The sequence below is a fragment of the Janthinobacterium sp. 1L-D-8-B-C4 genome, from assembly GCF_057291295.1.
Window position 1 is genome coordinate 537,518 of the sequence record NZ_JBXAVX010000002.1, and the last position, 22,004, is coordinate 559,521.

A 22,004-nucleotide genomic window follows, 5' to 3' on the forward strand; every position below is an offset into this window, starting at 1 on the left:
GCAGCCAGCATTCGCCATGGCGTGCAGGATGCTGCAAATTCACCCGTTTTCGCGCCGATCACGGCGATTTTTGCTGGCACGTATCCTGCCTATAGGTGGTCAAGCACGGGCTTTGTGGCCTGTGCGTCCTTCCATCTACCAGGAGCCATCATGAGCAATATCGCCGTCGCGCAGCAAGTGCAAGTCGACATCTTGAAATTCGTCCAGCAGTTCGAGCAGGAATTCGAGCAGGCGCATCAGCTGCTATTGAAAAGCAAGACCCTGTCCGTCACCGAAGCGGGCAACCTGAGCCTGCGCGTGCCCGGCGAGAACAAGCTGGTGATCGCCAGCTTCAATGGCGCCGGCCATGGCGTGGCGGGCGTGGTCGACTTTGACCTGAACGGCCATATCGGCACGCTCTCGCCCAGCCTGGCAGAAGTGGCGGCCCTGCATGTCGCCATCCTGCGCGAGCGCCCGCAGACGAATGCGGTGATCCACACCCACTCGCCCTACCTGACGGCCTGGTCGATCGCCGGGCGCCCGCTGCCGGTACGCTACGCCACTTTGCTGGGTAACGGCACCGATGACGTGCCGCTGGCCGCCTGGGGCGCGCGCTATGCGGCCGAACCGGTGATCGCTTCCTTGCAGGCGCACCCGAACGCCTATGCCACCCTGCTGGCCAATCACGGGCCGTTTACCTGGGCCGAGAGTGTGCTGGGCGTCGCCAAACAGCTGGTATTCCTGGAAGAGGCTGCCTATTTTACCTTCCTGGCCGAACAGCTGGGCGGCGCCAGGCCGCTGCCGGAAGGCGCGTTTGAAGCGGTACAAGCGGGCAAGAAGAAGTTTTACGCGGCTTGATGTGAAACGAGGCGGCGCCTGGCGCCGCCTTTTCCTCCTTATTCCTTCAGCGAACGCAGCGCCTCCTGCAGATAGCTGTCGTCGGCCCACTGTCTCACTTCAAAATCGTGCTCGATATAACCCTGGGCCAGCAGGAAATTTTTCTTGATCTCCAGCCCTTGCAGGTTTTGCGCCGGCAGCGACGGCATAAAGTCGCGCTCGCCGATGGCCTGCGCGGCCACCTGCGCATTCGGCAAAAACGTCACCCTCGGGAAGATCTCGGCTGCCGCCGCGCGGTGGGCGTTGATCCAGCGCCCGGCCCGTATCGACGCGCGCAAAAAGGCGATCACCACTTCCGGATGGGCTTTTGCGAAATCGGTGTTGACGGCGTTGGTGTAGGGGCCGTTGGCGATCTGCAAGGTCCAGTCGGGCAGGGTCGACAGGTCGACGATGACCTTGAATTGGCCGCTGTCGACCAGCTTGCGCGTGCGCGCCAGGCTGCTGTGGATGGCGTCGATGCGGCCATCGAGCAGGGCCTGCGCTTCCGGGTCGCCATGTTCGCGGCCCGCAGCCCTGAGCTGGCTCCACAGCTCGGCGGGGCGTGCCGCTGGCTGCACCGGCGCGTCGGGTGCCTGCGCAATGCTGACGATCTCCACCTCGGCCAGGTTCAAGCCGCCCAGCTTCAGCGCCTGGTGCAGGCCGAAGTGGGCAGCGGCGCGCGAAAAATCGATGCGCTCGGGATTGGCCGAGAGCGGCAAGCCGATGCGCTTGCCGCGCAGGTCCTCAATACGGTACAGCTCGCTATCGGCGCGCACCACGATCTGGCCGCCGGACTGGGTCGCCGTGGTGGCGATCAGGGTGGTCTGCGTCAAGTCGGCCCTGGCCCAGATGGTGGGAATCGCGCCGCCATCGCGAAACAGCGGGTTCAATGAATGGCGGTAATGGGGCAGCCAGCCGGCATTGCCGGCCAGCGAACGCAGATAGGTGGCGCTGGCGCCGACGCGCTTGAATTCTTCGTCGAGCCAGCCGAATTCGACGGCGATATTCGAGGCGACCAGCACCGGGCAGATGGTGTAATAAGCTTGCAGCGATGCGCTGCTGTGGTTCAGGTTTGTCATGGTGGTTTCCTTGGGCGATAAGGGTGTCAGGCTTCGATCGGCGCACCGACCAGGCTGCCCCATTCCGTCCACGAGCCGTCGTAGACGCGCACGTTGGAAAAACCCAGCAGCTCGGTCAGCACAAAGAACGCCAGGGTAGAGCGGTGGCTGAGGCGGCAGTACACGGCCGTCTCGCGCCCTGCGGCGATGCCCTTGGCAGCGACCAGCGCGCGCAGTTCGTCGACGGGGCGCAAACGGCTGTGTTCATCGAGCAGCTCGGCAAACGGCAGCAGCACGGCGCCCGGGATATGGCCGCCCCGTTCGGCGCCGTGGTTGCCGCCGTCCGGCCCCACGCGCAGGCCCGCGTATTCTTCCGGCGTGCGGATATCGAGGATCTGCAAATGGTCGTCGCCGAGCCGTTGCAGCAGCTGGTCGCGGCCGATGCGTATATCGTCCTTGGCGCGCGCCGGCGCCTGCAAGTCGCCATCGGCCGGCGGCAGCGGCGTGTGCACGGCGGCCAGTGCGGTGGTGGGCAAGCCGCCGGCCAGCCAGGCGCGCAGGCCGCCGTCCAGCACGCTGACATTGGTGATCCCCGCACGCAGCAAGACCCAGCGCGCATAAAAAGCGAACTGGCTATGGTCGCCGTACAGCACCAGTTGCCGTTCGGGGTTCACGCCGGCCGCGCGCAGGCGGCGGCGCAGGGTGTCGGCGCCGGCGAACTGGCGCTGGCGTTCGTCCCACAGCAGTTCCTTCCAGTGGAAGGCGTATGCGCCTTCGATGGCCACGCCGGGGCCGCCATCCTGCGGCTGGCGGCTGAGGATGGCGATCACGCTAATGGCCGGATCGTGCAGGTGTTCGGCCAGCCAGGCGGCCGGCGCCAGCAGCGGGAAGGTGGTGGAGACTACAGCGGGTGCATTCATGGTTTTCCTGTCGTGGTGGATGGTCGTGCTGGTGTTACAGCAAGGACCGGGCCAGTGGACGACGGGAAGGAAAAGCGTGCACTCATGCGGCTTTGCACGAGCTGCGGCAGGGTGGGGCAGGGCAGGCCTGCTGAAAATGGAACCGCCGCCGGTGAAAAATCACCGCCGCGGCGGCCCGATTACGCCAGCCGCGCGCTCCACACCACGCCGCCCACCACCGCCAGGCTGGCCGGGTCGACGTCGATGGAACGATAGGCGGGATTGTCGGGCACCAGGCGGATGCGCCCGCCCACTTCAAGCTGGATGCGACGCAGCAGCAGGTTGCCGCTGTCTTCCAGCAGGAATACCTGGCCATCGGCCAAGTCCTTCCTGGTGATATCGATCAGCAAGGTGTCGCCCGGCAGGAAATGCGGCGCCATGCAGTCGCCGGGCATGATCAGCGCTTTCAGGTGCGAGGCGTCGAGGCCGTTGCGCTGCAGCCAGAAGCGGCAGAAAGCCAGTTCCGTCAGGGTGGTCGGGTCCAGCCGTGGCGGCGCGTGGTCGTTGGCCGCCTGCCCCTCGTACAGCGGCAGCAGGGTCAGGCTTTGCTTGGGCATGCCGGAGGTCATTTCGCCCTGGCCCATGGCCAGCCATGCCAGGTCGACATTGGCCGCCTGCGCCAGCGCGACGAGCACCTTGCGCGACGGGTCGCCGCCGCCCAGGTAGCGCAGCAGGCCGCTATGCGAAATGCCGGCCTTTTTGGCCAGCGCGCTGACCGAACCGGCGCGGGCGACCAGGGCTTTCAGGCGCAAGGTGAAGTCGTCAATGATATCGAGCTGCAGTGTGGCCGTGGATTCGTTCATAGTTCGCTTTAGCATAAGGTCATGCCAAATTCTTCGTTAAGTTCAATGGGCTCATCATGCTATCGTTACAATGTAACAGGTAGACATCGCGCTTTAGCAAGTATTTTCACACTTTAGCGCAAAGGTGCCGTTTCTTTCCACTTTTATTGAAAGCTGCTTATCGTGAGTGTCCTGCTGACCCTGCCCACCTCGAGTGGCGCCGCGCTGTCGATCAGAGCCAAGGCGCTGGTGTTCAATGATCCCCGTTCGGAAGCGCTGCTGGCACTGGCCAATCATATTGCACCGACCGACGCCACCGCCCTGATCATCGGCGAAACCGGCACCGGCAAGGAATTGCTGGCGCGCTATCTGCACACACACAGCAAGCGCAGCGGCCCGTTTATCGCCGTCAATTGCGGCGCCTTCAGCGAAACCCTGATCGACGCCGAGCTGTTCGGCCACGAAGCGGGGGCATTTACCGGCGCCACCCAGGCGCGCCAGGGCTGGTTCGAGGCGGCCAATGGCGGCACCCTGTTCCTCGACGAAATCGGCGACTTGCCGCTGTCGATGCAGGTCAAGCTGCTGCGCGTGATCCAGGAGCGGCAGATCGTGCGCCTGGGCTCGCGCCGCACCACGCCGCTCGACGTGCGCCTGGTCGCGGCCACCAATATCGACCTGTACGACGCAGTGCAGGCCGGGCGCTTCCGGGCCGACCTGTATTACCGGCTGGGCGTGGCCACGTTGGAACTGCCGCCGCTGTATGCGCGTCAGGGCGATATCGTGCCGCTGGCGCAGCACTTCGTCAAATACTATGGCGAGCGCCTGAAGATCAGCGATGTCACCATCGACAACGCGGCGCGCCAGGTGCTGCTCGACTACGGCTGGCCCGGCAATATCCGCGAACTGGAAAACACGATTCACTATGCGATGATCGTCTGCCGCGATGGCGTGCTGCGCGCCGAAGACTTGCGCCTGGGCCGCCAGCCGGCCGCCACGCGCGCGCTGGCGCAGGTCCATCCCTTGCCGCTGCGCGAGCCGGAAACTCCGATACCTGTACCGGTACCGGAAGTGGCAGAGCCGGCCCAAGCTGGCCTGCAGCAGCAGTTGCGCACCATCCTCGAAGCGCTGCTCGACGCCGGCGAAGACGCCGCCTTCGACCAGATCGAGGCGGCCGTGACGGGCGCCGCGCTGGCGATCGCGAACAACAACCAGACGCAGACGGCGCGCCTGCTGGGCATTTCGCGCAATGTGCTGCGCACCCTGCTCAAGCGCCACCATTTTTCCGGCGGCGAACAGGAAGCAGGCGAGGTCTGCACCTCCTGAGCGCAAGGCGGCCTTACTGTCGCGCGCGGGCATGGGTAAATGCTCCCAGCGCATGATCGAGGTCGGCGATCAGGTCGCCCACCGATTCGAGCCCCACATGCAGGCGGATGATCTGCCTTTTCGGATCGAGCGGCTGGAACGTGCGCGTCGCGTGCGGCAGCTTGACCAGGCTTTCATAGCCGCCCCAGCTCGCGCCCATGGCGAACAGCTGCAACTGATCCAGGAAGGTATTGAGCACCTGCGGCGCAGTGGCCGGTAATTCGAATGAAAACAGGCCGGACGATCCTGAAAAATCGCGCTTCCACACGGCGTGGCCCGGATGGTGTTCGAAGGCCGGATGGCGCACATTCAGCACTGCCTTGTGGCGCGACAGCCATTGTGCCACCTCGATCGCCGAGCGCTCGTGGCGGTCCAGCCGCACGCCCAGGGTGCGCAGTCCCCGTAGCGCCAGGTAGGCGTCGTCGGGGCCGGCGATATAACCGAGGCCACGCACGGTGGAACGCACGTCGCTGTAGATCTCCTTGCGCGTGACGATCAGGCCCAGCATGGCGTCCGAATGGCCGACCAGGTATTTGGTGGCAGCGTGCAGCGAGATATCGACGCCGTGCTCGAACGGCTTGAAGAAATAGGGCGTGGCCCAGGTGTTATCGAACAGCACCAGCGCGCCATGGGCATGGGCCACGTCGGCGATGCGCGGCACGTCCTGCACTTCGAAGGTGTCCGAGCCCGGCGCTTCCAGGTAGACCAGGCGCGTGTTCTTGCGGATCTGCGGCGGCAGGCTGTCGACATCCAGAGGATCGAAAAAGCTCGTTTCAATGCCATAGCGCGTCAGCACATTGAGGAACACATTGCGCGCGCTGGGGTAGACATTGTCGGTCACCAGGATATGGTCGCCCGATTTTGCCACGGCCAGCACCGCGCCGACAATCGCGGCCAGGCCAGAGGGCATGATCAGCCCGCGAAAACCGCCTTCCAGCTCGGCCACCGCGTCTTCGAAGGCCACCGTGGTGGGGTTGCCCAGGCGGCCGTACATGATGCCGCGATAGGACGGATCTTGCGCCAGCTGGCGCTGCGCCTCCTGGCTGGCCGTGTCGGGCCAGATAAAGGTCGAAGCGCGGTAGATCGGCGTGTTGACGGTGCCGCCATGCGCGGCCGGGTCGCGCCCCACATGGCCCAGGCGGGTGGCGAAACTATGGTCGCGGCTGGCGCCGCCTTCGTGCTTGTCACTGCTCATTACAAAACCCTTTCCAGAAATGCGCGCGTGCGGTTGTCGCGCGGCGCGGTAAAAATATGCTCGGGCGTGCCCGATTCAACGATGCGTCCGCCGTCCGTGAAGTGGACGACGTCGGCGATTTCGCGCGCGAAGCGCATTTCATGCGTGACGATCAGGCAAGTGACGCCGCTGGCGGCGACGTCGCGGATGGTGGTGAGCACCTCCTTGACGGTTTCCGGGTCCAGCGCGGCCGTCACCTCGTCGAACATCATCACGCGCGGCTGCATCGCCAGGCTGCGGGCAATCGCCACGCGCTGCTGCTGGCCGCCGGACAGCTGGCCCGGATAGGCGTGCTCCTTGCCGGTCAGCTTGACCTTGGACAGCAGGGCGCGGGCGCGCTCTTCGGCCGGTCCCCGTTCCTCCTTCAGCACCGTCAAGGGCGCCAGGGTGATGTTGTCGAGCACCGACAAATGCGGGAACAGGTTATAGCTCTGGAAGATCATGCCGACCTGGCGGCGCAGTTTCAGCAGGTCCGGCGCGGCGTCCGTCACGCGGATGCCGCACACATCGATGGTGCCGCTGTCGACGCCGGCCAGCGCGTTGATGGTGCGCAGCAGGGTCGATTTGCCGGAGCCGGAAGGGCCGATCAGGCAGGCGATCTCGGACTGGCGCACGTCGAGCGACACGCCGTTCAGCACGATGTGGCTGCCGTAGGACTTGACCAGGTCGCGGATCACGATCTGGTGCTCACCGGTGGGTGGGTGGCTCATTCTTTCACACTCCATTTTTTTTCAAGCCGCCGCGACAGGCGCGAAATCGGATAGATATAGACAAAGAACACGATAAAGGTATAGGCGTGCGCCGGCAGCAGCAGGTCGGGCCGGGTTTCGCCGGCCAGGCGCAGGCCGACCGACGTCATCAGCTCTTCCACGCCGAGGATATTGGCCAGCGAGGTCGACAAGGTCACGATGCAGTACAAGCTCATCCAGGGTGGCGTCATGCTGCGCAGCGCCTGCGGCAGCACCACCTTGCGCAGTATCTGCCGGCGGTCCAGGCCCAGCGCGGTGGCCGCCTCCCATTGCTGCAGCGGGATCGAACGGATGCCGCCGCGCACGATCTCGGACATATAGCCCGAGGCGGGCACGCCGATGCCGATGGCCGCCTTCAGCCAGTCGGGCAGGAACACGTATTGGCCGAAGACCTTGATTTCATACGGCACCAGGTACATCAGGTAAAACACCGCCACCAGCCACGGCGCATTGCGCAGCACCAGCGTAACCTGGCGCGCCACGGCCGCGCGGCGGCGGTGCGGCGAGCATTGCACCACGCCCAGCACGGTGCCGCCTGCGGTGGCAAAGGCAATCGCCACCAGGCCCATGACGATATTCAGGACGAAGCTGGCCAACAGGCCCGGCGTCCAGGCGAGCAGGTAGCCGATCGGTTCGCGGTAGTGGCCATACATCCAGGCGGCCAGCGCCAGCAGCGCCGGCCAGCGTGCCCAGCTCCACAGACCGGCGCTCATGCGGCCACGCTTCCCGGCAGCTGCAGCCGGCGCTCGATGGCGCGCATGCCGGCCGACACCGCGCCGATCAGCAGCAGATAGGTGACCAGCAGGATCTGTATCATCACCGGCACATTGAAGCTGTCGGACCAGATGCGGTTGCAGGCATAGGTCAGCTCGGGCACCGCGATCGCAAAGGCCACCGAGGTGGCCTTGATGGTCTGGGCGATGCTGTTCGACAGCGCCGGCAAGCTGTGGCGCAAGGCCAGGGGAGCCACCACCTGGCGGAAGATCTGCAGCCGGCTCAGGCCCAGCGCTTCGGCCGCTTCCACCGTGGCGCGCGGCACGGCATCGATGCTGCCGCGCAGCGCCTCGATCTGGAAGGCGCCCGAATGCAGGCCCAGCACGATCACGGCCCAGCCGAAGCTGCCCAGCAGGCGTACCTGTTCGCCATGCTCGTTGACCACCATCGGCAGCAAGGAGCCGACGCCGAAAAAGAAGAAATACATTTGCGCCAGCAGCGGCGTATTGCGGAACACCTCGACATAGGCGTTGATGGCTTTCTGGCCGGCGGCAAAGCGGGAGCCTTTTACCGCCGCACCGGCCACGCCGATGGCCAGAGACAGCGCCACGGCCAGCACCGCCAGCGCCAGGGTCAGGCCAAGGCCGAGCACGAAGCGCCGACCGTCGGCCGGGTCCCACAGAATGGTCAGGTTCAGGCCATGTTCGATCAGCCATTCCCTGGCGGCCCCGCCTTCAGGAAAAAACGCTGCGCTCATCGTGCGCTGACCTTTACCGCGTAGCGCTCGGCCATCTGCTGCGCCCATACATTCGGCGGCAGCTGGTACTTGTGTTCTAGGCCGATGATAAAGCGCTCGCGGTGCCAGCGTTCGACGATGCTGCCCAGCAGCTGCTTGAGTTCGGGCTCGTTCTTTTTCAGCGCCACGCCCCAGGGCAGGCGCTCGTCGCCGATCAGCTTGAGCTCGAAGCCGCTCCAGCTATGGTTGTCTTCCTTGATCTTGGCGTAGCCGGTATCGTCGCCTATGGATGCCACGCAGCGCCCGTCGGCCACCGCCTTGTGCACTTCGGCAAAGCCGGGGAAGGCGGCGATCTTCAGGCCCTTGGCCTCGTACGGGCGCACCCACACCGAGGCGGCCGGCGCGCAGACCGTCTTGCCCTGCAGGTCGGCCCAGCTTTCGATGCGCGTGGTTTTCAGGGCGAACACGGCGGCGGCCGCGCTGTAGAAACCGGGCGAGGCAAAATCGATTTCGCGGCGGCGCTCGGGCGTGTCGAGCAGGGACGTCACCATGAAGTCGCAGCGTCCCTGCTTGACGAAGATGATGCGATTGACCGGCGTGATGCGCACCAGATTCAGTTTCAAGGGCTTGCCGACGGCCGCGCCGACGCGCTGGTGCAGGTCGACGATCAGGTCCCAGGTCAGGCCGGCCGGTTTGCCGGCCTGGTCCAGATAGGCGAAGCCGGGCGACTCGAAGCCGCCGTAGCAGACCGACAGCTGGCCCCGGTCCCTGATTTTTTCCAGCGCCGTATCGGCGCGTACCGACGCAGCGGCAAGCAGCAAGGAAACAGCGATGGCAATGGCAAGTGGTGATTGCATGTCGAAACTCCTCTACGTGAAGATCAGAACGCGGTGGCCAGGCGCAGCGAGTAATAGGTGCCGAAGGCGCCGACCGGGGCCTGGCTGGACGGGTAGACATAGCGCCCGCCTGCCAGGCGCAGTTCCGGGCGCGTCTTGTCCGGATAGGAATCGAACAGGTTGTTGGCACCCAGGGTGATGCTGGTATTGCGGCCCAGCTTGTAGGCCAGCGTCAGGTCGGTGACCCATTGCGCGCCGAATACCTGGTCCAGCGCGGGATTGTTGCCGGTGTCGACCACCGTGAACTTGCCGTAACGCGCTTCGGTCACTCCGACCGTCCAGTCGCCGACGGCATAGCGGCCCGTCAGGCGCAGGGTCGAGCGTGGCGAGTACGATTCGATATTGCCGCGCGTGGTACGGCCCACCAGCGCCAGGCCGCTGCCGGCCAGCTGACCCGAGTTGTCCTTCACGTCCGTAATTTTCGTCACGCCATAGTTGTAGCCCAGGCCCAGATCCAGGTTGCCGTAGCCTTTCAACGCCAGGCGGTGGCTGCCCACCACGTCCACCCCGCGCGTGCGGGTATCGAGCGCGTTGACGAAAAAGGAGGCGCCGCTCACGCCGGCAAAGCCCGCGTCACGCAGCAGCCGCTCGACCAGCGGGCCACTGAGGGTTTCGGACAGTGTGATTCGGTCGCGGATGGCGATCTGGTAGGCGTCGATGGTCAGCGAAGTGTTGCGCGCCGGCTGGAACACCAGGCCGGTGGAAAAATTGACCGATTTTTCCGGCTTCAGCGCGGTCGCGCCCGAGGCCCGCGCGGCCGGGTGGTCGACCGGGAAATTGCGCACGTCGAAAGGTTCGCCGGCACGGAAGGTGGTTTGCGTCGACGACAGATTGGCCTGGCCCAGCGACGGCGAGCGGTAGCCATTGCTGGCCGTTGCCCGCAGGGCGACCTTGGGCGTGAAGTCGTAGCGCAGCGACAGCTTGCCGTTCCAGGTGTTGCCGAAGTCCGAATAATGCTCGGCGCGGGCGGTGGCGCCCCACTGGAATTTATCGGTCAGCTGGTTTTCCAGGCCCGCATATACGCCTTGCACGCTGCGCGTGAGCGTGCCGGCGTCGTCGGGGCGGTAGCCGGGAAAGCCCTGGGCGCCGGCCGGTGCGCGCGCGCCCGCGCTGGGGCCGTCGAGTATCGGCACCGTGCCGGCGATCCACGACGCTTCGTCGCCGGCGTCGATCGAGAATTTTTCATGGCGGTACGCCGCGCCGGCCGATACCACCAGCGGTTCGGTCGAAAAGCCGACGGCGGCGTTGCGCACATAGTCGAGCGTGAGATTGGTCTGCGTGTTTTTCATGCCGCCCGCGTAAAAGCTGCGCGGGCTGGCCGCGCCCAGGCTGGCGTTGATCGAGTCGGGCACGTCGAACTTGATGCGGTTGCCGCCATGATTGACGCCCAGGTCGAACTGGCCCGTCTTGTCATTGCCGTAGCGCAGACCGGCATTCAGTGCAGCGTCGTTCGAAGTGGTGTTCAATAACGGTAAAAAACCATCAGGGAACAGCGAGCGCACCGTGCCGTTGTCGTTGGGACGGCGGAACAGGCCTTGCGAGCGGCCCAGGCGGTGCCCCACGTTGCCGAACACATAGGCGCGCAATTCCGGCGCCAGGCCCATTCGGCATTCAATACGCCGTTGTATTCTTCCAGCGCGGGCGAACCCACCAGCCACTCGCGCTGCGCCGTGCCCGAGGTTTCGCGCGGGTCGCTGGCAAAGTAGAACTGGCGTGAGTCGGCCCCTTCGCGCAGCGTGGTGCGCTGGGTATTGATGGCTTCGCCGGCCACCGTCAAAAAGCCGTCGCCGGGCAGGGCAAAGCCGGCCGAGCCGCTGGCGCTCTTGGAAAAGCCGTCGCCTTCGGCAAATTTGCCCACCTGTATCGCCGCAGCGCCGCCCGCATCCTGGCTTTTCAAGACGATATTGATCACGCCGGCAATCGCGTCCGAGCCATATTGGGCGGCCGCGCCATCGCGCAGGATCTCCACCCGTTCGATGGCGCCCAGCGGTATCTTGGCCAGGTCGAACGCTTGCGCGCCACGGCCCAGGCCATTCTTGTTGTTGACGAAAGCCGACAAGTGCGCCCGCTTGCCGTTGATCAGCACCAGCGTCTGCGATGGCGCCAGGCCACGCAGGGCGGCCGGGCGCACGGTGGCCACGCCATCCGAGCCGGCCGTCACATTGTATTGAAACGACGGCGCCAGCGCCTGCAGTGCCTGGTTCAGATTGACGGCGCCGGTTTCGGCCAGTTGCCGCGTTGAATACACGTCGACCGGCGCCGGGCTGCTCAGCTCCGTGGTATTGGCGCGGCGCGTGCCGATTACCACCACGTTGCCAGCGGCCCCCGCTGCGCCGGCCAGCGCTTCGGCGCCGGACGCGCCGCCGTCCTGGGCCTGGGCAGGCGCCAGGAAAGCGGTCAGCAGTGGAAGAAAAACAAAATTGCGCGACGAAGGAGATGGCATGGCGGGCGGTTCCTGATAATGAGAATATCCTCCTTATCAGCACGATGCGTGCCATGCTTTTTAGCGGGTTTTGACGGTGTTTTTCAGCAGGAAGTGGCCAGAAACCACCAGGCAGGTGGACCAAGGCGGGCAGCGTGGTGCCGATTTCAACGCCTTGCCACCAGCGCTGCCGGCTACGCCGCCTGTTGCAGCGGCGCGATTTCGGCCTCGATGCGCGCGGCCACGGCGGGATGGTCGAGGCGTATCGCGTCGAGCAGTTCGTCGATCGAGGAGCCGCAGCCGAATACCAGCATGTCGCCCGGACGGCACAGTTGCAGGCCGAAGCGCAGCGCATGACGCACGTCGATCTTGCAATACAGCCGCGAGGCATGCTTGCCGGCCTGGCGCGCCCCCATGGCCAGCAGGCGGGCCACGTCGCCGTAAGGCCGGCCACGGTTTTCCGATTCGTAGACCACCAGGTCGTCAAAACCGTCGGCGCACACTTTGCCGATCTGCTGCAGGTCGCACTCGCGGCGGTCGCCCGGGGCCGAAGCCACGCCGACCAGGCGTCCGCCCGACATCGAACGCGCCATTTCGGCCAGCGCCGCATAGGCCGCCACATTGTGCGCATAATCGACCATCACGCGCACGCCGTCGATATCGAAGACATTGCCGCGCAAGGGGTTGCAGCGCGCGTCGGAGACGAAACTGGCCAGGCCTTGCGCGATGTCGGGCGTCGCAAGGCCGGCGGCGGCCAGCGCGGCGGCGGCGGCCAGCGCATTGGCAATATTGTGGCGGGCCAGGCCCTGCATCGTGACGGGCGCGTCGCGCGCGTCGAGCAGGCCCACCTGGCGCTCGCCGTCGGCCAGCATCAACATGTGATCTTGCAGGAAGGCTGCGCGCCCGCCTGCGGCCAGGTGCTGCAGCAGCACCGGATTTTGCGCGTCGAGCGAAAAATACAGCAGCTCGCGCGCTTGGCGCAAGCGCGGCGCCATCGCCACGCACATGGCGTCGTCCGCATTGAGCACCACGATGCGGGCCGCATCCGCCACCACCTGCTTGACGCGGGCCAGGTCCTGCAAGGTGTCCACGCCTTCCAGGCCCAGGTGGTCGGCCGTAACATTGAGCACCACGCCGACGTCGCAGCGGTCAAACGCCAGGCCGCGCTTGAGGATGCCGCCGCGCGCCGTTTCCAGCACCGCGAATTGAACCTCGGGCGAAGCGAACAGGGCGCGCGCCGAATGGTAGCCGGTGCAGTCGCCTTGCCGGATGCGCACGCCGTTGACGTACACGCCCTCGGTGGTGGTCATGCCGGTGGCCAGGCCGCTGATGCCGGCGGCATGGGCGACCAGGCGCGTGGTGGTGGTCTTGCCATTGGTGCCAGTGATGGCGATCAGCGGAATGCGCCCGTCATCGTTGCCGAACATGTCGTTGAGCACATCGCCTGCCGGCACCGGCTGGGGCAGGGCGCGCTGCTTGCAGCCCCAGCCCAGCAAGATTGGCTGGCCGCGTTTCGCCGGCTGCATGACAGGAATGCCGCGCTGCTGCGCCGCCGCCAGCACGGCGGTCGTGCTGGCACTGCCGGCTGCGCGCCGCGCCAGCGCGCGCAACTGCGCCAGCAAGCCATCGAGATCGAATGCACGCCGCGCTGCCAGCGCATCGGCCAGCGCCATGGCGCCATTGAAAGCCGCCGCCGCGACGCGCTCCACATCGTAGCCACAGGCGATGCGATACACGCCCGCTCTGGCGTGCACCTGGCTGACCTGGCACAAGCGCGTGGTGCCGCCGGCCAGTTTTTGCAGCACCATCGCCGTGCGCGCCACCAGTTCGGCCGGGCCTGTATCGTGCGCCAGCTGCCGGCGCAACGCCGGCAGCAGCGCCAGCAGGCGGTCGGCAAGACCGTCCGGGGCCGCCCCGCGCCAGCTTTCCAGGTCCAGCACGGTCAGCAAGCACGGCGCCTGGCCGTACAGATTGGGGCCGCGCAGATAGTGCTGTTCAATGATCTTCATGGCTGGCGACAGTCCTGGTCAGTGCGCGCAACAGGTCGTGCAGGGGCGCGGGCGCGCTGCTGCCTGCATTCCCGTCGCCGTTGGGCGTGAGGTAATGGCTGCCGGGAGGCAGCAGGTGCAGGCGCACGTCGATCAGCTCGGGGCAGGCGCCGCGCTCGGTGTCGGCCATGCCCGAATGCATGATGCGCCCGTCGACTATCGTCACGGCGCCCTGGCCGATGACTTCGATGCCGATGTCGCGTTCGACGATCAGCGCCGTGTCTTCATCAATGCCGACGCCCTGCAGGTAGGGGTTTTGCGCCACCACCGTCAGCAGGCGTCCGAGCCGCTGGCGCTCGGAAAAGTGCTGGTCGATCACCACGCCCTGCACCAGTCCAAGGCCGGCGGCGAGGTGGACCGCGCCTTTTTCAGGCTGGGCGCCGGCCGCGCCGCTGGCCAGCATATGGCCAGACATGGCGGAGGCGCCGGCGCTGGTGCCGGCGATGCAGGCGCCATTGACCTTGAAGGCGTGATGCAGGGCGCGGTCAAACACCGTGCCGCCGATATTGGCCAGCAGGCGTTTCTGGTCGCCGCCGGTCATGAAGATGCCGCCCGCACCCTCCAGTTGCGCGATGATGGCGCCATTGTTGGCGTCTTCGCGCGACGTCATGACGAGGTGGTGGCGGTTGTCGGCGCCCAGCGCGCCAAACGCCTCGTCGTACAGGCTCCACATGTCATCGGGCACGCCGCTGGCGGCCGAGATGACAATGATCCTGGCGTCCTTGCCGCCACTGAGGTCGATGAAACGGCGCAGGATGGTCATGTCGTGCTTGCGGTCTTCATGGCCGCCGATGATCATCAGGTGGCCCTTGGCTTGCCCGCTGCTGCTCAATTTTTGGCGCATGGATGCTCCTTATCGGTCAGGGTTGCACTCAGGACGATGGCGGCGATGCGGTCCGTGTGCCGGTGCGCCGGGTCGCCCAGTTCGCCGCCGAACACGTCCGGATCGATTTCGCGGTAGCGCCAGTCGAAACGGCCGGCATCAAGCATGGCCTTGACGCGTTCGCGGAAGGGATCGGCGCCGTCGATGATCGCCACGCAGGTGTACAGCAGCAAGGTGCCGCCAGGCGCCAGGCGCGCCAGCGCGCAGGCGACGATATCGAGCGACAGGCCTTCGCCCAGCATGCCGCCGCCATGGCAGTAGGTGCGCTCGCCGGCGTCGAGCATGAACGGCGGATTCGAGACGATCAGGTCGAACTGGCCCGCCACGCCGTCCAGCAGGTTGCTGTAGGCGACACGCACGTTGCCGGCGCCCGCCAGCCTGGCATTGACCGCTGTCAGTTCCAGCGCGCGCGGGTTGATGTCGACCGCCCAGACTTCGGCCTGCGGCAGCGCTGCGGCGATGGTGACCGCGCCGGGACCGGCACCGCAGCCGATATCGACTGCGCGCATGGCTGGCGGCAGGCTGGCCCGGGACACATGCAGGAAATCGTCAAGCACTCTAACGTAGCGGTAGGTGTCGGGGCCGAAGAACACGGCATCGGTCTCGCGCGTGGGAAACGCCGAATGAAAATACAGGCGCCCGCCCAGCGTCGAGGCGCGCAGCGTGCTTTTCCAGTGACCCTCGTGCTGGCGCAGGATACCGGCCTCGCGCATGGCCTCCAGCATGCGCGGCGCAAGCACCTCTTCGCCGAACGGCCGGCTCCAGCCGAATACGCCGCGCAGGTCGGTGGCCAGCTCGTTGCCGGGGCGGCCATTGACGCGGCGGTGGCTGGGCGTCGAAATGGTGACGAAGGCGTAGCCGGCCTGGCTGAGCGCGGCGCCCAGTTCGAGCAGGGCGGGGCGGGGCTGTGCGTAGTCTGGTGGTGTAGTCAAGGCGCTCTTTCGGCAGGGTTCAGGGTGGGTGCGCAATGGCTTGCCGCGCGCCCGTCGATTTCATCGGCGATGCGCTGCGCGCCGTCCGGGTCCGTCAGGCGCACGGCGTCGACCAGGTCTGACAGCGAAGACGGGCATGAATACACCAGCACATCGCCAGGCTGGCAGCGCGCGAGCGCCTGCTCGAGCGCTGCGCGCACGGCGTCGATCTGCTGCCATTGCTGGCAGCGTCCGTTGACGCTGGCCTGCGCGATGCCGGCGGTGATCAGGCGGCCCGTGTCGCCCGCTTCACGGCCACGGCGCGCCGACTCGTACACCAGCAGTTCGTCGAAGTGCAGGGCGCAGGCGGCGCCCATGGCGTGCAGGTCGGCGTCGCGGCGGTCGCCGGGCGCCGTGATCACGCCGAGCAGCCGGCGGCCATGGCAGGCCATCGACCGCGCCATCTGGCCCAGCGCCGTGTAGGCGGCGCTGTTATGGGCATAGTCGACGATCAGGGTGATGTCGTCGCGCAGGCGGAACAGGTTCGAACGCAGCGGGTTGCTGTGGTTGTCCGACACAAAGCCCGACAGGCCGGCGGCAATCTGCGCCAGTGCGAAGCCGCTCGCCAGCAGGGCGGCTGCGCACGCCAGCGCGTTGGCGATGTTGTAGCGCGCGTGGCCGCCCAGCGAGGCCGGCATGTCGGCCGCCGCCAGCAGTGCGTGCCGGCGCGCGCCGTCCGCAATGACTACCTGGCCGTCCTGCAGATAGGCGCCGCGCCCGCCGCGCTCAAGGTGGCGCAGCAGTACCGGATGCTCGGGGTCGAGCGAAAAATACAGCCGCTCCACTTCAGGCGCCAGGGTGGGCGCCATCGCGCTGCAATGGATGTCTTCGGCATTGAGCACCACGGCGCGCGCGGCGCTGCGCGCCACCACGGCCTTGACCTGGGCCAGCTCCTGCACGGTGTCGATGCCGTCCAGGCCCAGGTGGTCGGCCGCTACGTTCAGCACCACGCCAACGTCGCAACGGTCGAATGCCAGGCCGCGTTTCAGGATGCCGCCGCGCGCCGTTTCCAGCACCGCGAAGTCGACTTCGGGCGCCGTCAGCACGCTGCGCGCCGACCAGTAGCCGGCGCAGTCGCCCTTGACGATGCACTCTCCATTGATGAATACGCCCTCGGTGGTGGTCACGCCGGTGCCATGGCCGGCCAGGCGGGCCGCATGCGCCAGCATCAGGCAGGTGGTGGTCTTGCCGTTGGTGCCGGTCACGGCGATGACGGGAATGCGGCCGTCGCCATCGCCGTACATGGCTTCGACGATGGCGCCGCCGGCGTCGCGCGGCTGGCCCGAACTGGGGTACTGGTGCATGCGGATGCCGGGCGCGGCGTTGACCTCGATCACGCCACCGCCCTGTTCGCGCAGCGGCAGCGCGATATCGTTGCAAATGACGTCGATGCCGGCCACGTCCAGCCCCACCTTGCGCGCGGCGCGCACGCACAGCGAACGCGTCTCGGCCGGCAGCAGATCGGTCACGTCTTCGGCCGTGCCGCCGCTCGACAGGTTGGCGTTGCCGCGCAAGGTGACGACAGTACCGGCGGGCACGATGCTGTCGGGCGCATGGCCCTGTTCGCGCAGGATCGCCAGCGCGCTGTCGTCCAGGGCGATACGCGTGAGAATATTCGTATGGCCCTCGCCGCGCGCCGGATTGCGGTTTTCCTGCGCCACCAGTTCGGCGATGGTGTGCACGCCGTCGCCGGTAACCTGGGGCGGACGGCGCCAGGCGGCTGCGGCGACCTTGTTGCCGGTGACCAGCACGCGGTAGTCGCGGCCCTGCAGGAAGCGCTCGACGATCACATTGCGGCTGTGGCGGCGCGCCAGCTCGAACGCGGTGCTGACTTCTTCGGCCGTGGTGCAGCGGGTGGTCACGCCCTTGCCGTGATTGGCGTCGAGCGGCTTGACGGTGACCACTTTGCCTTGTCCCACGCCCAGGCTGGCCGCCAGGCTTTGCGCCTGTGCCAGCGAGGTCACGGTGCCGCCGCGCGGCACCGGCACGCCCGCTTCGGCCAGCAGCGACTTGGTCAATTGCTTGTCGCTGGCGATGCGCACGGCCAGCGTGCCAGCGTCGCCGGTGATGGTGGCCTGCAGGCGCTTTTGCCGGCTGCCCCAGCCCAGCTGGAACAGGTTCGATTCTTCGGACAGGCGCTGCGTGGGGATGCCGCGCCTGCGCGCCGCCGTGATCACCGCCGCCGTGCTGGTGCCCATGGCACGTTGCTGCGCCAATTCGCGCAAGGCGGCCAGCGGCGCGTCGAGTTCGAATGCCTGCCCCTGCGCCAGTGCATCGACCAGGCGCACCGCCAGCGCCAGCGCCGCCGTGGCGACCTGCTCGATCCGGTACGGGCACACCAGTCGAAAGCGCGTCGGTTCGCCGGCGGCCTGGCCAGCGTGGCTGGACCGCACGCCATCGACTTCCTGCGGCCCGCCATCGGCCAGCCGCTGCAGCGCATGCAGCAGCCGTTCAAGTAACTGGCCCCACGAGACCGGCGCACCGGCGCCTTCGCGCAGTGCCGGCAGCATGACTTCGAGCTGCTGGTACAGTTGCGCCAGATTGCAGGTTTGCGTGTCCAGCGGCGCCAGGTCGATCAGCGCCATCAGGCAGGGAGCCTGGCCGTACAGATTGGGCCCGCGCAGCAGGCGTTGTTCGATGATATGCATGATGAGTCGCTTGGTCGGTATAGATCAGTTCAGGGAGTGCCTTGCGCCATGGCGGACGGCATGTCGCGGTTGCTGCGGGCGCCGCTGTCGTGCGCGCTGACGGCAATCAGGCCCACGTCGATGGCAGGGTCGAACAGGGCCAGCGCGCGCTGCAAGGCGCTGTCGAGAGGCATGCCCTCGGCCAGCCATTGGTGCACGCGAAACGCCAGCAGGTGGCGCACGATCTGTTCGCCGATGCCTGTCACGGCGACGGCGCCCGCCATTCCCGCATAGAAGCCGGCGCCGATAATCGGCGTGTCGCCCACGCGGCCCAGCAGCGCCGGGGAGCAGCCGCCGGTCGAGGCGGCAACGGCAAAATTGCCGGCGCCGTCGCGCACCACGGCGCCCACCGTGTCGCAGGGCGCGCCGGGCGTGATCGCTGGCGGCGCCGCAAAATTCCAGTAGTCGGTAAAGCCGGCATTGTCCACGCCGTGCTGCAACTGCTTGCCGCGCTGTAGCCGGGCCAGCAGTTCCCGATGTTTGATGGTGGCCTGCACGGTAGTCGGATCATGGTCTTCCATGCCTTGCGTACGGGCAAAGCGCAGCGCGCCTTCGCCGCACAGCAGCCAGTGCGGCGTGCGCGTAACAAGCGCGGCCAGCTGCACCGGGTGGCGCACCCGGCGTACGCCGGCAACCGCGCCCAGCTGGCCCAGGCTGTCCATCACGGCGGCATCCATTTCAATGGTCGCGCCATCCATGCGCAGTGCCGAACCGGTGCCGGCATTGAAGCGCGGATCGTCTTCGAGCACCGTGACGGCCCGCACGGCCGCCTGCAGCGTATCGCCGGCATCGACCAGGCAGTCCAGGCCTGCCTGCGCCGCCGCCACGCAGCCGTCGCGGTCTTGCGCACGCGCACCAGCGCCGCCATGCGCAAGCACGATGGGAACATGTCGGGAAGGGTTCTGCTGCATGCTTGCTCCAATCCGTGAAGGGGGCTGGCACGCACCATCGCGGTGCACTGCCTGGATTGGATTATCGGTGTTGCCCGTGGTCCCTGTGGTCAGCCGTACTCTTGTAATACTGTAAGACCTTGCTTACAGTACAGCCGTAATCGCCTTTTGCCGCGACGCCAGCACCGCGCCGACGAACAGCACCATGCTTGAAGCAAGCAGGCCGTGTTCCAGGCCCGCCGGGCCGTCGGCGATCCAGCCGACCAGCACCGGGCCTGCCACCTGGCCGAGCGCGAATACAGCGGTAAAAGCGCTGATGCCGGTCGACCATGAAGCGGGCGGCAGGTTGTGCCGTACCAGCGCCGTGGTGGACGCTACCACCGACAGGAACACGGCGCCGAATACCAGTCCCGACAGGAAGATGAATGGCGCGGCGCTGGTCAGTGCCGGTATCAGTGTTGCCGCGCCCAGCAGCGCATTCAGGATGGCCAGCGACTGGCCGCCCTTGTAGCGGTCCAGCATGCCGGCCCAGATACGGGAAGACGCCACCACGGCCAGGCCCAGCAGGGTATAGAACACGGTGATCAGCGCCGGCGCCATGCCCTGCTGCCTGAGCAGGGCGACGACAAAAGTCATATAGCCGATATAGCCGGCGCCAAACATGAAATAAGCGCCCAGGGCGTACGCAAAATCGTTGCTGGCAAAGCGTTGCGCCTGGCCCTGCGTCAGGCGCGCCTCGCCGATGCTTCTTGCCGGCACGGCCATCAGCGCGCTGGCCAGCAAACAGGCGGCGCCCAGCGCCAACCAGGCCCATTGCCAGCCATGCGATGCGCCATATTGCCGGGCGGACGACAGCGCGGCCGGTACCAGCAGCGCCGAGAGCGCGATGCCAAAGCCCGTACCGCCGTAATACAGGCCGATGATAAAGCCGGCCCGTTCGCCCTGTAGCGAGCCGAGCCTGGCAGCGAGCACCCCGCCGGCAATAAACACAAAGGCGCTGGCCACGCCGGCGCACACGCGCTGCAGTAACAGGGCGGTGGTGTCGGCCACAAAACCGGACATCAGCATGAAGGCGCTGGCCAGCACGCTGCCGACGATGAGCATGCGCCATGTGCCCACGCGGCGCAGCAGCGCAGGCGTGGCCAGCGCGCCGAGGAAATACCCGAGTGCATTGCCGGTGTTCATGGCGCCGGCCAGCAGATACGACCAGCCCAGGTCGTCGCGCATCGGTGGCAACAGCAGGCCATAGGAAAAGCGCGACAGGCCCAGCGCCACGGCCGCGCCAAGCGACAGGGCCAGCGCGACGGCCAATGGATGCGAAACGGAGGGAGAGGGAGCAGTCATGACACCGCAGTGTAGCGACTCACGCGGCCTGGGCGCGCGCTTTGGCGTGAAGGCGCCACGGCCCGGCGGCCGGCGCCTTCAAACTGACACAATCTTGCCACACTATTTATACGGTCTGTCCCAGGCCGGTCAGGTGGGCCAGGGTGTCGGCCGCATTCATGGTACTGGCCAGCGAGACGGCCGTCATGCCGCGGCTGTCGACCGCGTCGATGCGGGCGCCGTGCTTCAGCAGCAGTTCCAGGATGGCCAGGCGGTTGAACATGGCCGCCATCATCAAAGGCGTCTTGCCGTCGGGGCTTCCGCCTTCGACCTTGGCGCCGTGCTGCAGCAGCAGTTCGGCGATGTCCAGATAGCCCTTGTAGGCGACGCCGGCGAGCGGCGTCTGGCCCTGGTCGTTGGCGACATTGGCGTCGGCGCCCGCTTCGAGCAGCAGGCGCGAGGTGGCCAGGTGGCCGTGGTAGCTGGCCAGCATGATCAGGCTGTCGCCCTTTTCATTGCGGAAATTGACCGGCACGCCCTTGGCGACCATGGCGCCCAGTTGCTCCGTATCGCCTTCGCGCACCAGGGCGAACAGGCCACGGATAAATTCCAGCGTTTCGGCGTCCATTGCGGGTTTGGTCGGTGTTTCGGCGTTCATGGGGTTCCTTCAACAAATTTCGAGGTTGGCAGTTTACTATGGACACGGTAGCGGCGCAGGGCGCTTGCCTGCGCTGCTGTCGCATGCCGTTTTATTGCTTATTTCACTACGCCGCACGCCATGCGCGCGCCGCCGCCACCGAGTTTTTCAGGGTGGTCGCTATGGTTGTCGCCGCCCACGTGCACCATCAATGCGTGGCCCTTGAAGTCGCCGGCCTTGAGGCGCGGCGCCAGCACCGGATAGGTGGCCGTGCCGTCGGCGGCCACGTAGATGGCCGGCAGGTCGCCCTGGTGGCCGGTATCGTCATAAGGCCCCTTGTGCGCGGCGGTCTTGGCCGGGTCCCAGTGGCCGCCTGCGGCGCCGGCCGGGGTTGGCTTGCCGTCCGTTACGCTGGCATCGCACGATGGTTTTTCATGCAGATGGAAGCCGTGCGTGCCAGCCGGCAAGCCCTTCAGGTCGGGCGTCAGCAGGGCGCCGTATTTGGTTTGCGAAATGCTGACCGTGCCGGCGGCCTGTTCTGCACCGTTCGGTCCGGCAAAGAATAACTCCACCGTCTGTGCGTGCGCCAGTTGCGCGCCGAGCAGCAAGGCCGCTGTGAACAAGATTTTCATGCTTTTCTCCCGAGCTTGAGTTGTTGACCAGATGATATCCACTTTATTTATTGTCGCATCTTGCCGGGATCTGCCGCGCCCGGCAGGCAATCGTCTCTGTAAGCATTGTCCGACGCCACGGCGCGTAGCGTACTGATGTGCGTGGCAACCTTTCATATCGATAATG

Annotated in this window: 20 protein-coding genes; 2 read left to right on the top strand and 18 right to left on the bottom strand. The window is 66.5% G+C overall.

Features of this window, described 5'->3' with window-relative positions:
* The first annotated feature begins 150 nt into the window (after positions 1 to 150).
* Positions 151 to 837, top strand: a complete 687-nt coding sequence (locus AC0Z42_RS05605; protein WP_485467246.1) for a class II aldolase/adducin family protein — start codon at positions 151 to 153, stop codon at positions 835 to 837.
* 38 nt (positions 838 to 875) lie between these two features.
* Here the strand turns inward: AC0Z42_RS05605 and AC0Z42_RS05610 are convergent, their stop codons facing one another.
* From AC0Z42_RS05610 to AC0Z42_RS05620, 3 genes are all read right to left on the bottom strand, one after another.
* Positions 876 to 1,934, bottom strand: coding sequence for an ABC transporter substrate-binding protein (locus AC0Z42_RS05610; protein WP_485467247.1), 1,059 nt, complete (start codon positions 1,932 to 1,934; stop codon positions 876 to 878).
* Between the two features lie 26 nt (positions 1,935 to 1,960).
* Positions 1,961 to 2,833 (bottom strand): sulfurtransferase, encoded by an 873-nt coding sequence (locus AC0Z42_RS05615; protein WP_485467248.1) that lies wholly within the window; start codon positions 2,831 to 2,833, stop codon positions 1,961 to 1,963.
* Positions 2,834 to 3,012: 179 nt separating this feature from the next.
* Positions 3,013 to 3,675 carry a LexA family transcriptional regulator gene (locus tag AC0Z42_RS05620; RefSeq protein WP_485467249.1) on the bottom strand — a complete coding sequence of 221 codons (663 nt, stop codon included), beginning with the start codon at positions 3,673 to 3,675 and terminating at the stop codon, positions 3,013 to 3,015.
* Positions 3,676 to 3,837: 162 nt separating this feature from the next.
* On the opposite strand from AC0Z42_RS05620, the gene AC0Z42_RS05625 reads away from it, so the two are divergent.
* On the top strand, positions 3,838 to 4,977 hold the full coding sequence (locus AC0Z42_RS05625) for a sigma-54 interaction domain-containing protein (protein ID WP_485467250.1): 1,140 nt from the start codon (positions 3,838 to 3,840) through the stop codon (positions 4,975 to 4,977).
* 13 nt (positions 4,978 to 4,990) lie between these two features.
* Here the strand turns inward: AC0Z42_RS05625 and metC are convergent, their stop codons facing one another.
* The 15 genes from metC to sodC form a co-directional block, all read right to left on the bottom strand.
* Entirely contained in the window at positions 4,991 to 6,211 is a 1,221-nt protein-coding gene (gene metC / locus AC0Z42_RS05630; protein ID WP_485467251.1) for a cystathionine beta-lyase, read from the bottom strand.
* Entirely contained in the window at positions 6,211 to 6,960 is a 750-nt protein-coding gene (locus tag AC0Z42_RS05635; RefSeq protein WP_485467252.1) for an amino acid ABC transporter ATP-binding protein, read from the bottom strand. The genes metC and AC0Z42_RS05635 overlap by 1 nt, the downstream gene beginning before the upstream one ends.
* The gene (locus tag AC0Z42_RS05640) at positions 6,957 to 7,712 is read right to left on the bottom strand and encodes an amino acid ABC transporter permease (RefSeq protein ID WP_485467253.1); all 756 of its coding nucleotides are present in this window, start codon (positions 7,710 to 7,712) and stop codon (positions 6,957 to 6,959) included. The genes AC0Z42_RS05635 and AC0Z42_RS05640 overlap by 4 nt, the downstream gene beginning before the upstream one ends.
* The gene (locus AC0Z42_RS05645; protein WP_485467254.1) at positions 7,709 to 8,470 is read right to left on the bottom strand and encodes an amino acid ABC transporter permease; all 762 of its coding nucleotides are present in this window, start codon (positions 8,468 to 8,470) and stop codon (positions 7,709 to 7,711) included. Before AC0Z42_RS05645 ends, AC0Z42_RS05640 begins: the two co-directional genes overlap by 4 nt.
* On the bottom strand, positions 8,467 to 9,306 hold the full coding sequence (locus AC0Z42_RS05650; RefSeq protein WP_485467255.1) for a transporter substrate-binding domain-containing protein: 840 nt from the start codon (positions 9,304 to 9,306) through the stop codon (positions 8,467 to 8,469). The genes AC0Z42_RS05645 and AC0Z42_RS05650 overlap by 4 nt, the downstream gene beginning before the upstream one ends.
* A 23-nt stretch (positions 9,307 to 9,329) precedes the next feature.
* Positions 9,330 to 10,919 (bottom strand): TonB-dependent receptor domain-containing protein, encoded by a 1,590-nt coding sequence (locus AC0Z42_RS05655; RefSeq protein ID WP_485467319.1) that lies wholly within the window; start codon positions 10,917 to 10,919, stop codon positions 9,330 to 9,332.
* On the bottom strand, positions 10,808 to 11,788 hold the full coding sequence (locus tag AC0Z42_RS05660) for a TonB-dependent receptor plug domain-containing protein (RefSeq protein WP_485467256.1): 981 nt from the start codon (positions 11,786 to 11,788) through the stop codon (positions 10,808 to 10,810). Before AC0Z42_RS05660 ends, AC0Z42_RS05655 begins: the two co-directional genes overlap by 112 nt.
* Before the next feature lie 173 nt (positions 11,789 to 11,961).
* Positions 11,962 to 13,776, bottom strand: coding sequence for a Mur ligase family protein (locus AC0Z42_RS05665; RefSeq protein ID WP_485467257.1), 1,815 nt, complete (start codon positions 13,774 to 13,776; stop codon positions 11,962 to 11,964).
* The gene (locus AC0Z42_RS05670) at positions 13,763 to 14,659 is read right to left on the bottom strand and encodes a cyanophycinase (RefSeq protein ID WP_485467258.1); all 897 of its coding nucleotides are present in this window, start codon (positions 14,657 to 14,659) and stop codon (positions 13,763 to 13,765) included. The genes AC0Z42_RS05665 and AC0Z42_RS05670 overlap by 14 nt, the downstream gene beginning before the upstream one ends.
* Complete coding sequence (locus AC0Z42_RS05675) at positions 14,644 to 15,630, bottom strand: class I SAM-dependent methyltransferase (protein WP_485467259.1); 987 nt, start codon at positions 15,628 to 15,630, stop codon at positions 14,644 to 14,646. Before AC0Z42_RS05675 ends, AC0Z42_RS05670 begins: the two co-directional genes overlap by 16 nt.
* Complete coding sequence (gene cphA / locus AC0Z42_RS05680) at positions 15,627 to 18,317, bottom strand: cyanophycin synthetase (protein WP_485467260.1); 2,691 nt, start codon at positions 18,315 to 18,317, stop codon at positions 15,627 to 15,629. The genes AC0Z42_RS05675 and cphA overlap by 4 nt, the downstream gene beginning before the upstream one ends.
* 29 nt (positions 18,318 to 18,346) lie before the next feature.
* Complete coding sequence (locus tag AC0Z42_RS05685; RefSeq protein ID WP_485467261.1) at positions 18,347 to 19,267, bottom strand: isoaspartyl peptidase/L-asparaginase; 921 nt, start codon at positions 19,265 to 19,267, stop codon at positions 18,347 to 18,349.
* Between the two features lie 123 nt (positions 19,268 to 19,390).
* Positions 19,391 to 20,590 carry a YbfB/YjiJ family MFS transporter gene (locus AC0Z42_RS05690; protein ID WP_485467262.1) on the bottom strand — a complete coding sequence of 400 codons (1,200 nt, stop codon included), beginning with the start codon at positions 20,588 to 20,590 and terminating at the stop codon, positions 19,391 to 19,393.
* Positions 20,591 to 20,696: 106 nt separating this feature from the next.
* Positions 20,697 to 21,227 carry an ankyrin repeat domain-containing protein gene (locus AC0Z42_RS05695; RefSeq protein ID WP_485467263.1) on the bottom strand — a complete coding sequence of 177 codons (531 nt, stop codon included), beginning with the start codon at positions 21,225 to 21,227 and terminating at the stop codon, positions 20,697 to 20,699.
* 98 nt (positions 21,228 to 21,325) lie between these two features.
* The gene (gene sodC, locus AC0Z42_RS05700; RefSeq protein ID WP_485467264.1) at positions 21,326 to 21,838 is read right to left on the bottom strand and encodes a superoxide dismutase [Cu-Zn] SodC; all 513 of its coding nucleotides are present in this window, start codon (positions 21,836 to 21,838) and stop codon (positions 21,326 to 21,328) included.
* Between the last annotated feature and the right edge of the window lie 166 nt (positions 21,839 to 22,004).

What these genes read in the sequence shown, in the direction of transcription:
- AC0Z42_RS05685 (WP_485467261.1), bottom strand. Translation starts at nt 19,267, where the DNA reads ATGCAGCAGAACCCTTCCCGACATGTTCCCATCGTGCTTGCGCATGGC.
- AC0Z42_RS05635 (WP_485467252.1), bottom strand. Translation starts at nt 6,960, where the DNA reads ATGAGCCACCCACCCACCGGTGAGCACCAGATCGTGATCCGCGACCTG.
- AC0Z42_RS05670 (WP_485467258.1), bottom strand. Translation starts at nt 14,659, where the DNA reads ATGCGCCAAAAATTGAGCAGCAGCGGGCAAGCCAAGGGCCACCTGATG.
- AC0Z42_RS05660 (WP_485467256.1), bottom strand. Translation starts at nt 11,788, where the DNA reads ATGCCATCTCCTTCGTCGCGCAATTTTGTTTTTCTTCCACTGCTGACC.
- AC0Z42_RS05665 (WP_485467257.1), bottom strand. Translation starts at nt 13,776, where the DNA reads ATGAAGATCATTGAACAGCACTATCTGCGCGGCCCCAATCTGTACGGC.
- AC0Z42_RS05695 (WP_485467263.1), bottom strand. Translation starts at nt 21,227, where the DNA reads ATGAACGCCGAAACACCGACCAAACCCGCAATGGACGCCGAAACGCTG.
- AC0Z42_RS05615 (WP_485467248.1), bottom strand. Translation starts at nt 2,833, where the DNA reads ATGAATGCACCCGCTGTAGTCTCCACCACCTTCCCGCTGCTGGCGCCG.
- sodC (WP_485467264.1), bottom strand. Translation starts at nt 21,838, where the DNA reads ATGAAAATCTTGTTCACAGCGGCCTTGCTGCTCGGCGCGCAACTGGCG.
- AC0Z42_RS05645 (WP_485467254.1), bottom strand. Translation starts at nt 8,470, where the DNA reads ATGAGCGCAGCGTTTTTTCCTGAAGGCGGGGCCGCCAGGGAATGGCTG.
- AC0Z42_RS05610 (WP_485467247.1), bottom strand. Translation starts at nt 1,934, where the DNA reads ATGACAAACCTGAACCACAGCAGCGCATCGCTGCAAGCTTATTACACC.
- AC0Z42_RS05690 (WP_485467262.1), bottom strand. Translation starts at nt 20,590, where the DNA reads ATGACTGCTCCCTCTCCCTCCGTTTCGCATCCATTGGCCGTCGCGCTG.
- AC0Z42_RS05620 (WP_485467249.1), bottom strand. Translation starts at nt 3,675, where the DNA reads ATGAACGAATCCACGGCCACACTGCAGCTCGATATCATTGACGACTTC.
- AC0Z42_RS05640 (WP_485467253.1), bottom strand. Translation starts at nt 7,712, where the DNA reads ATGAGCGCCGGTCTGTGGAGCTGGGCACGCTGGCCGGCGCTGCTGGCG.
- AC0Z42_RS05650 (WP_485467255.1), bottom strand. Translation starts at nt 9,306, where the DNA reads ATGCAATCACCACTTGCCATTGCCATCGCTGTTTCCTTGCTGCTTGCC.
- cphA (WP_485467260.1), bottom strand. Translation starts at nt 18,317, where the DNA reads ATGCATATCATCGAACAACGCCTGCTGCGCGGGCCCAATCTGTACGGC.
- AC0Z42_RS05605 (WP_485467246.1), top strand. Translation starts at nt 151, where the DNA reads ATGAGCAATATCGCCGTCGCGCAGCAAGTGCAAGTCGACATCTTGAAA.
- metC (WP_485467251.1), bottom strand. Translation starts at nt 6,211, where the DNA reads ATGAGCAGTGACAAGCACGAAGGCGGCGCCAGCCGCGACCATAGTTTC.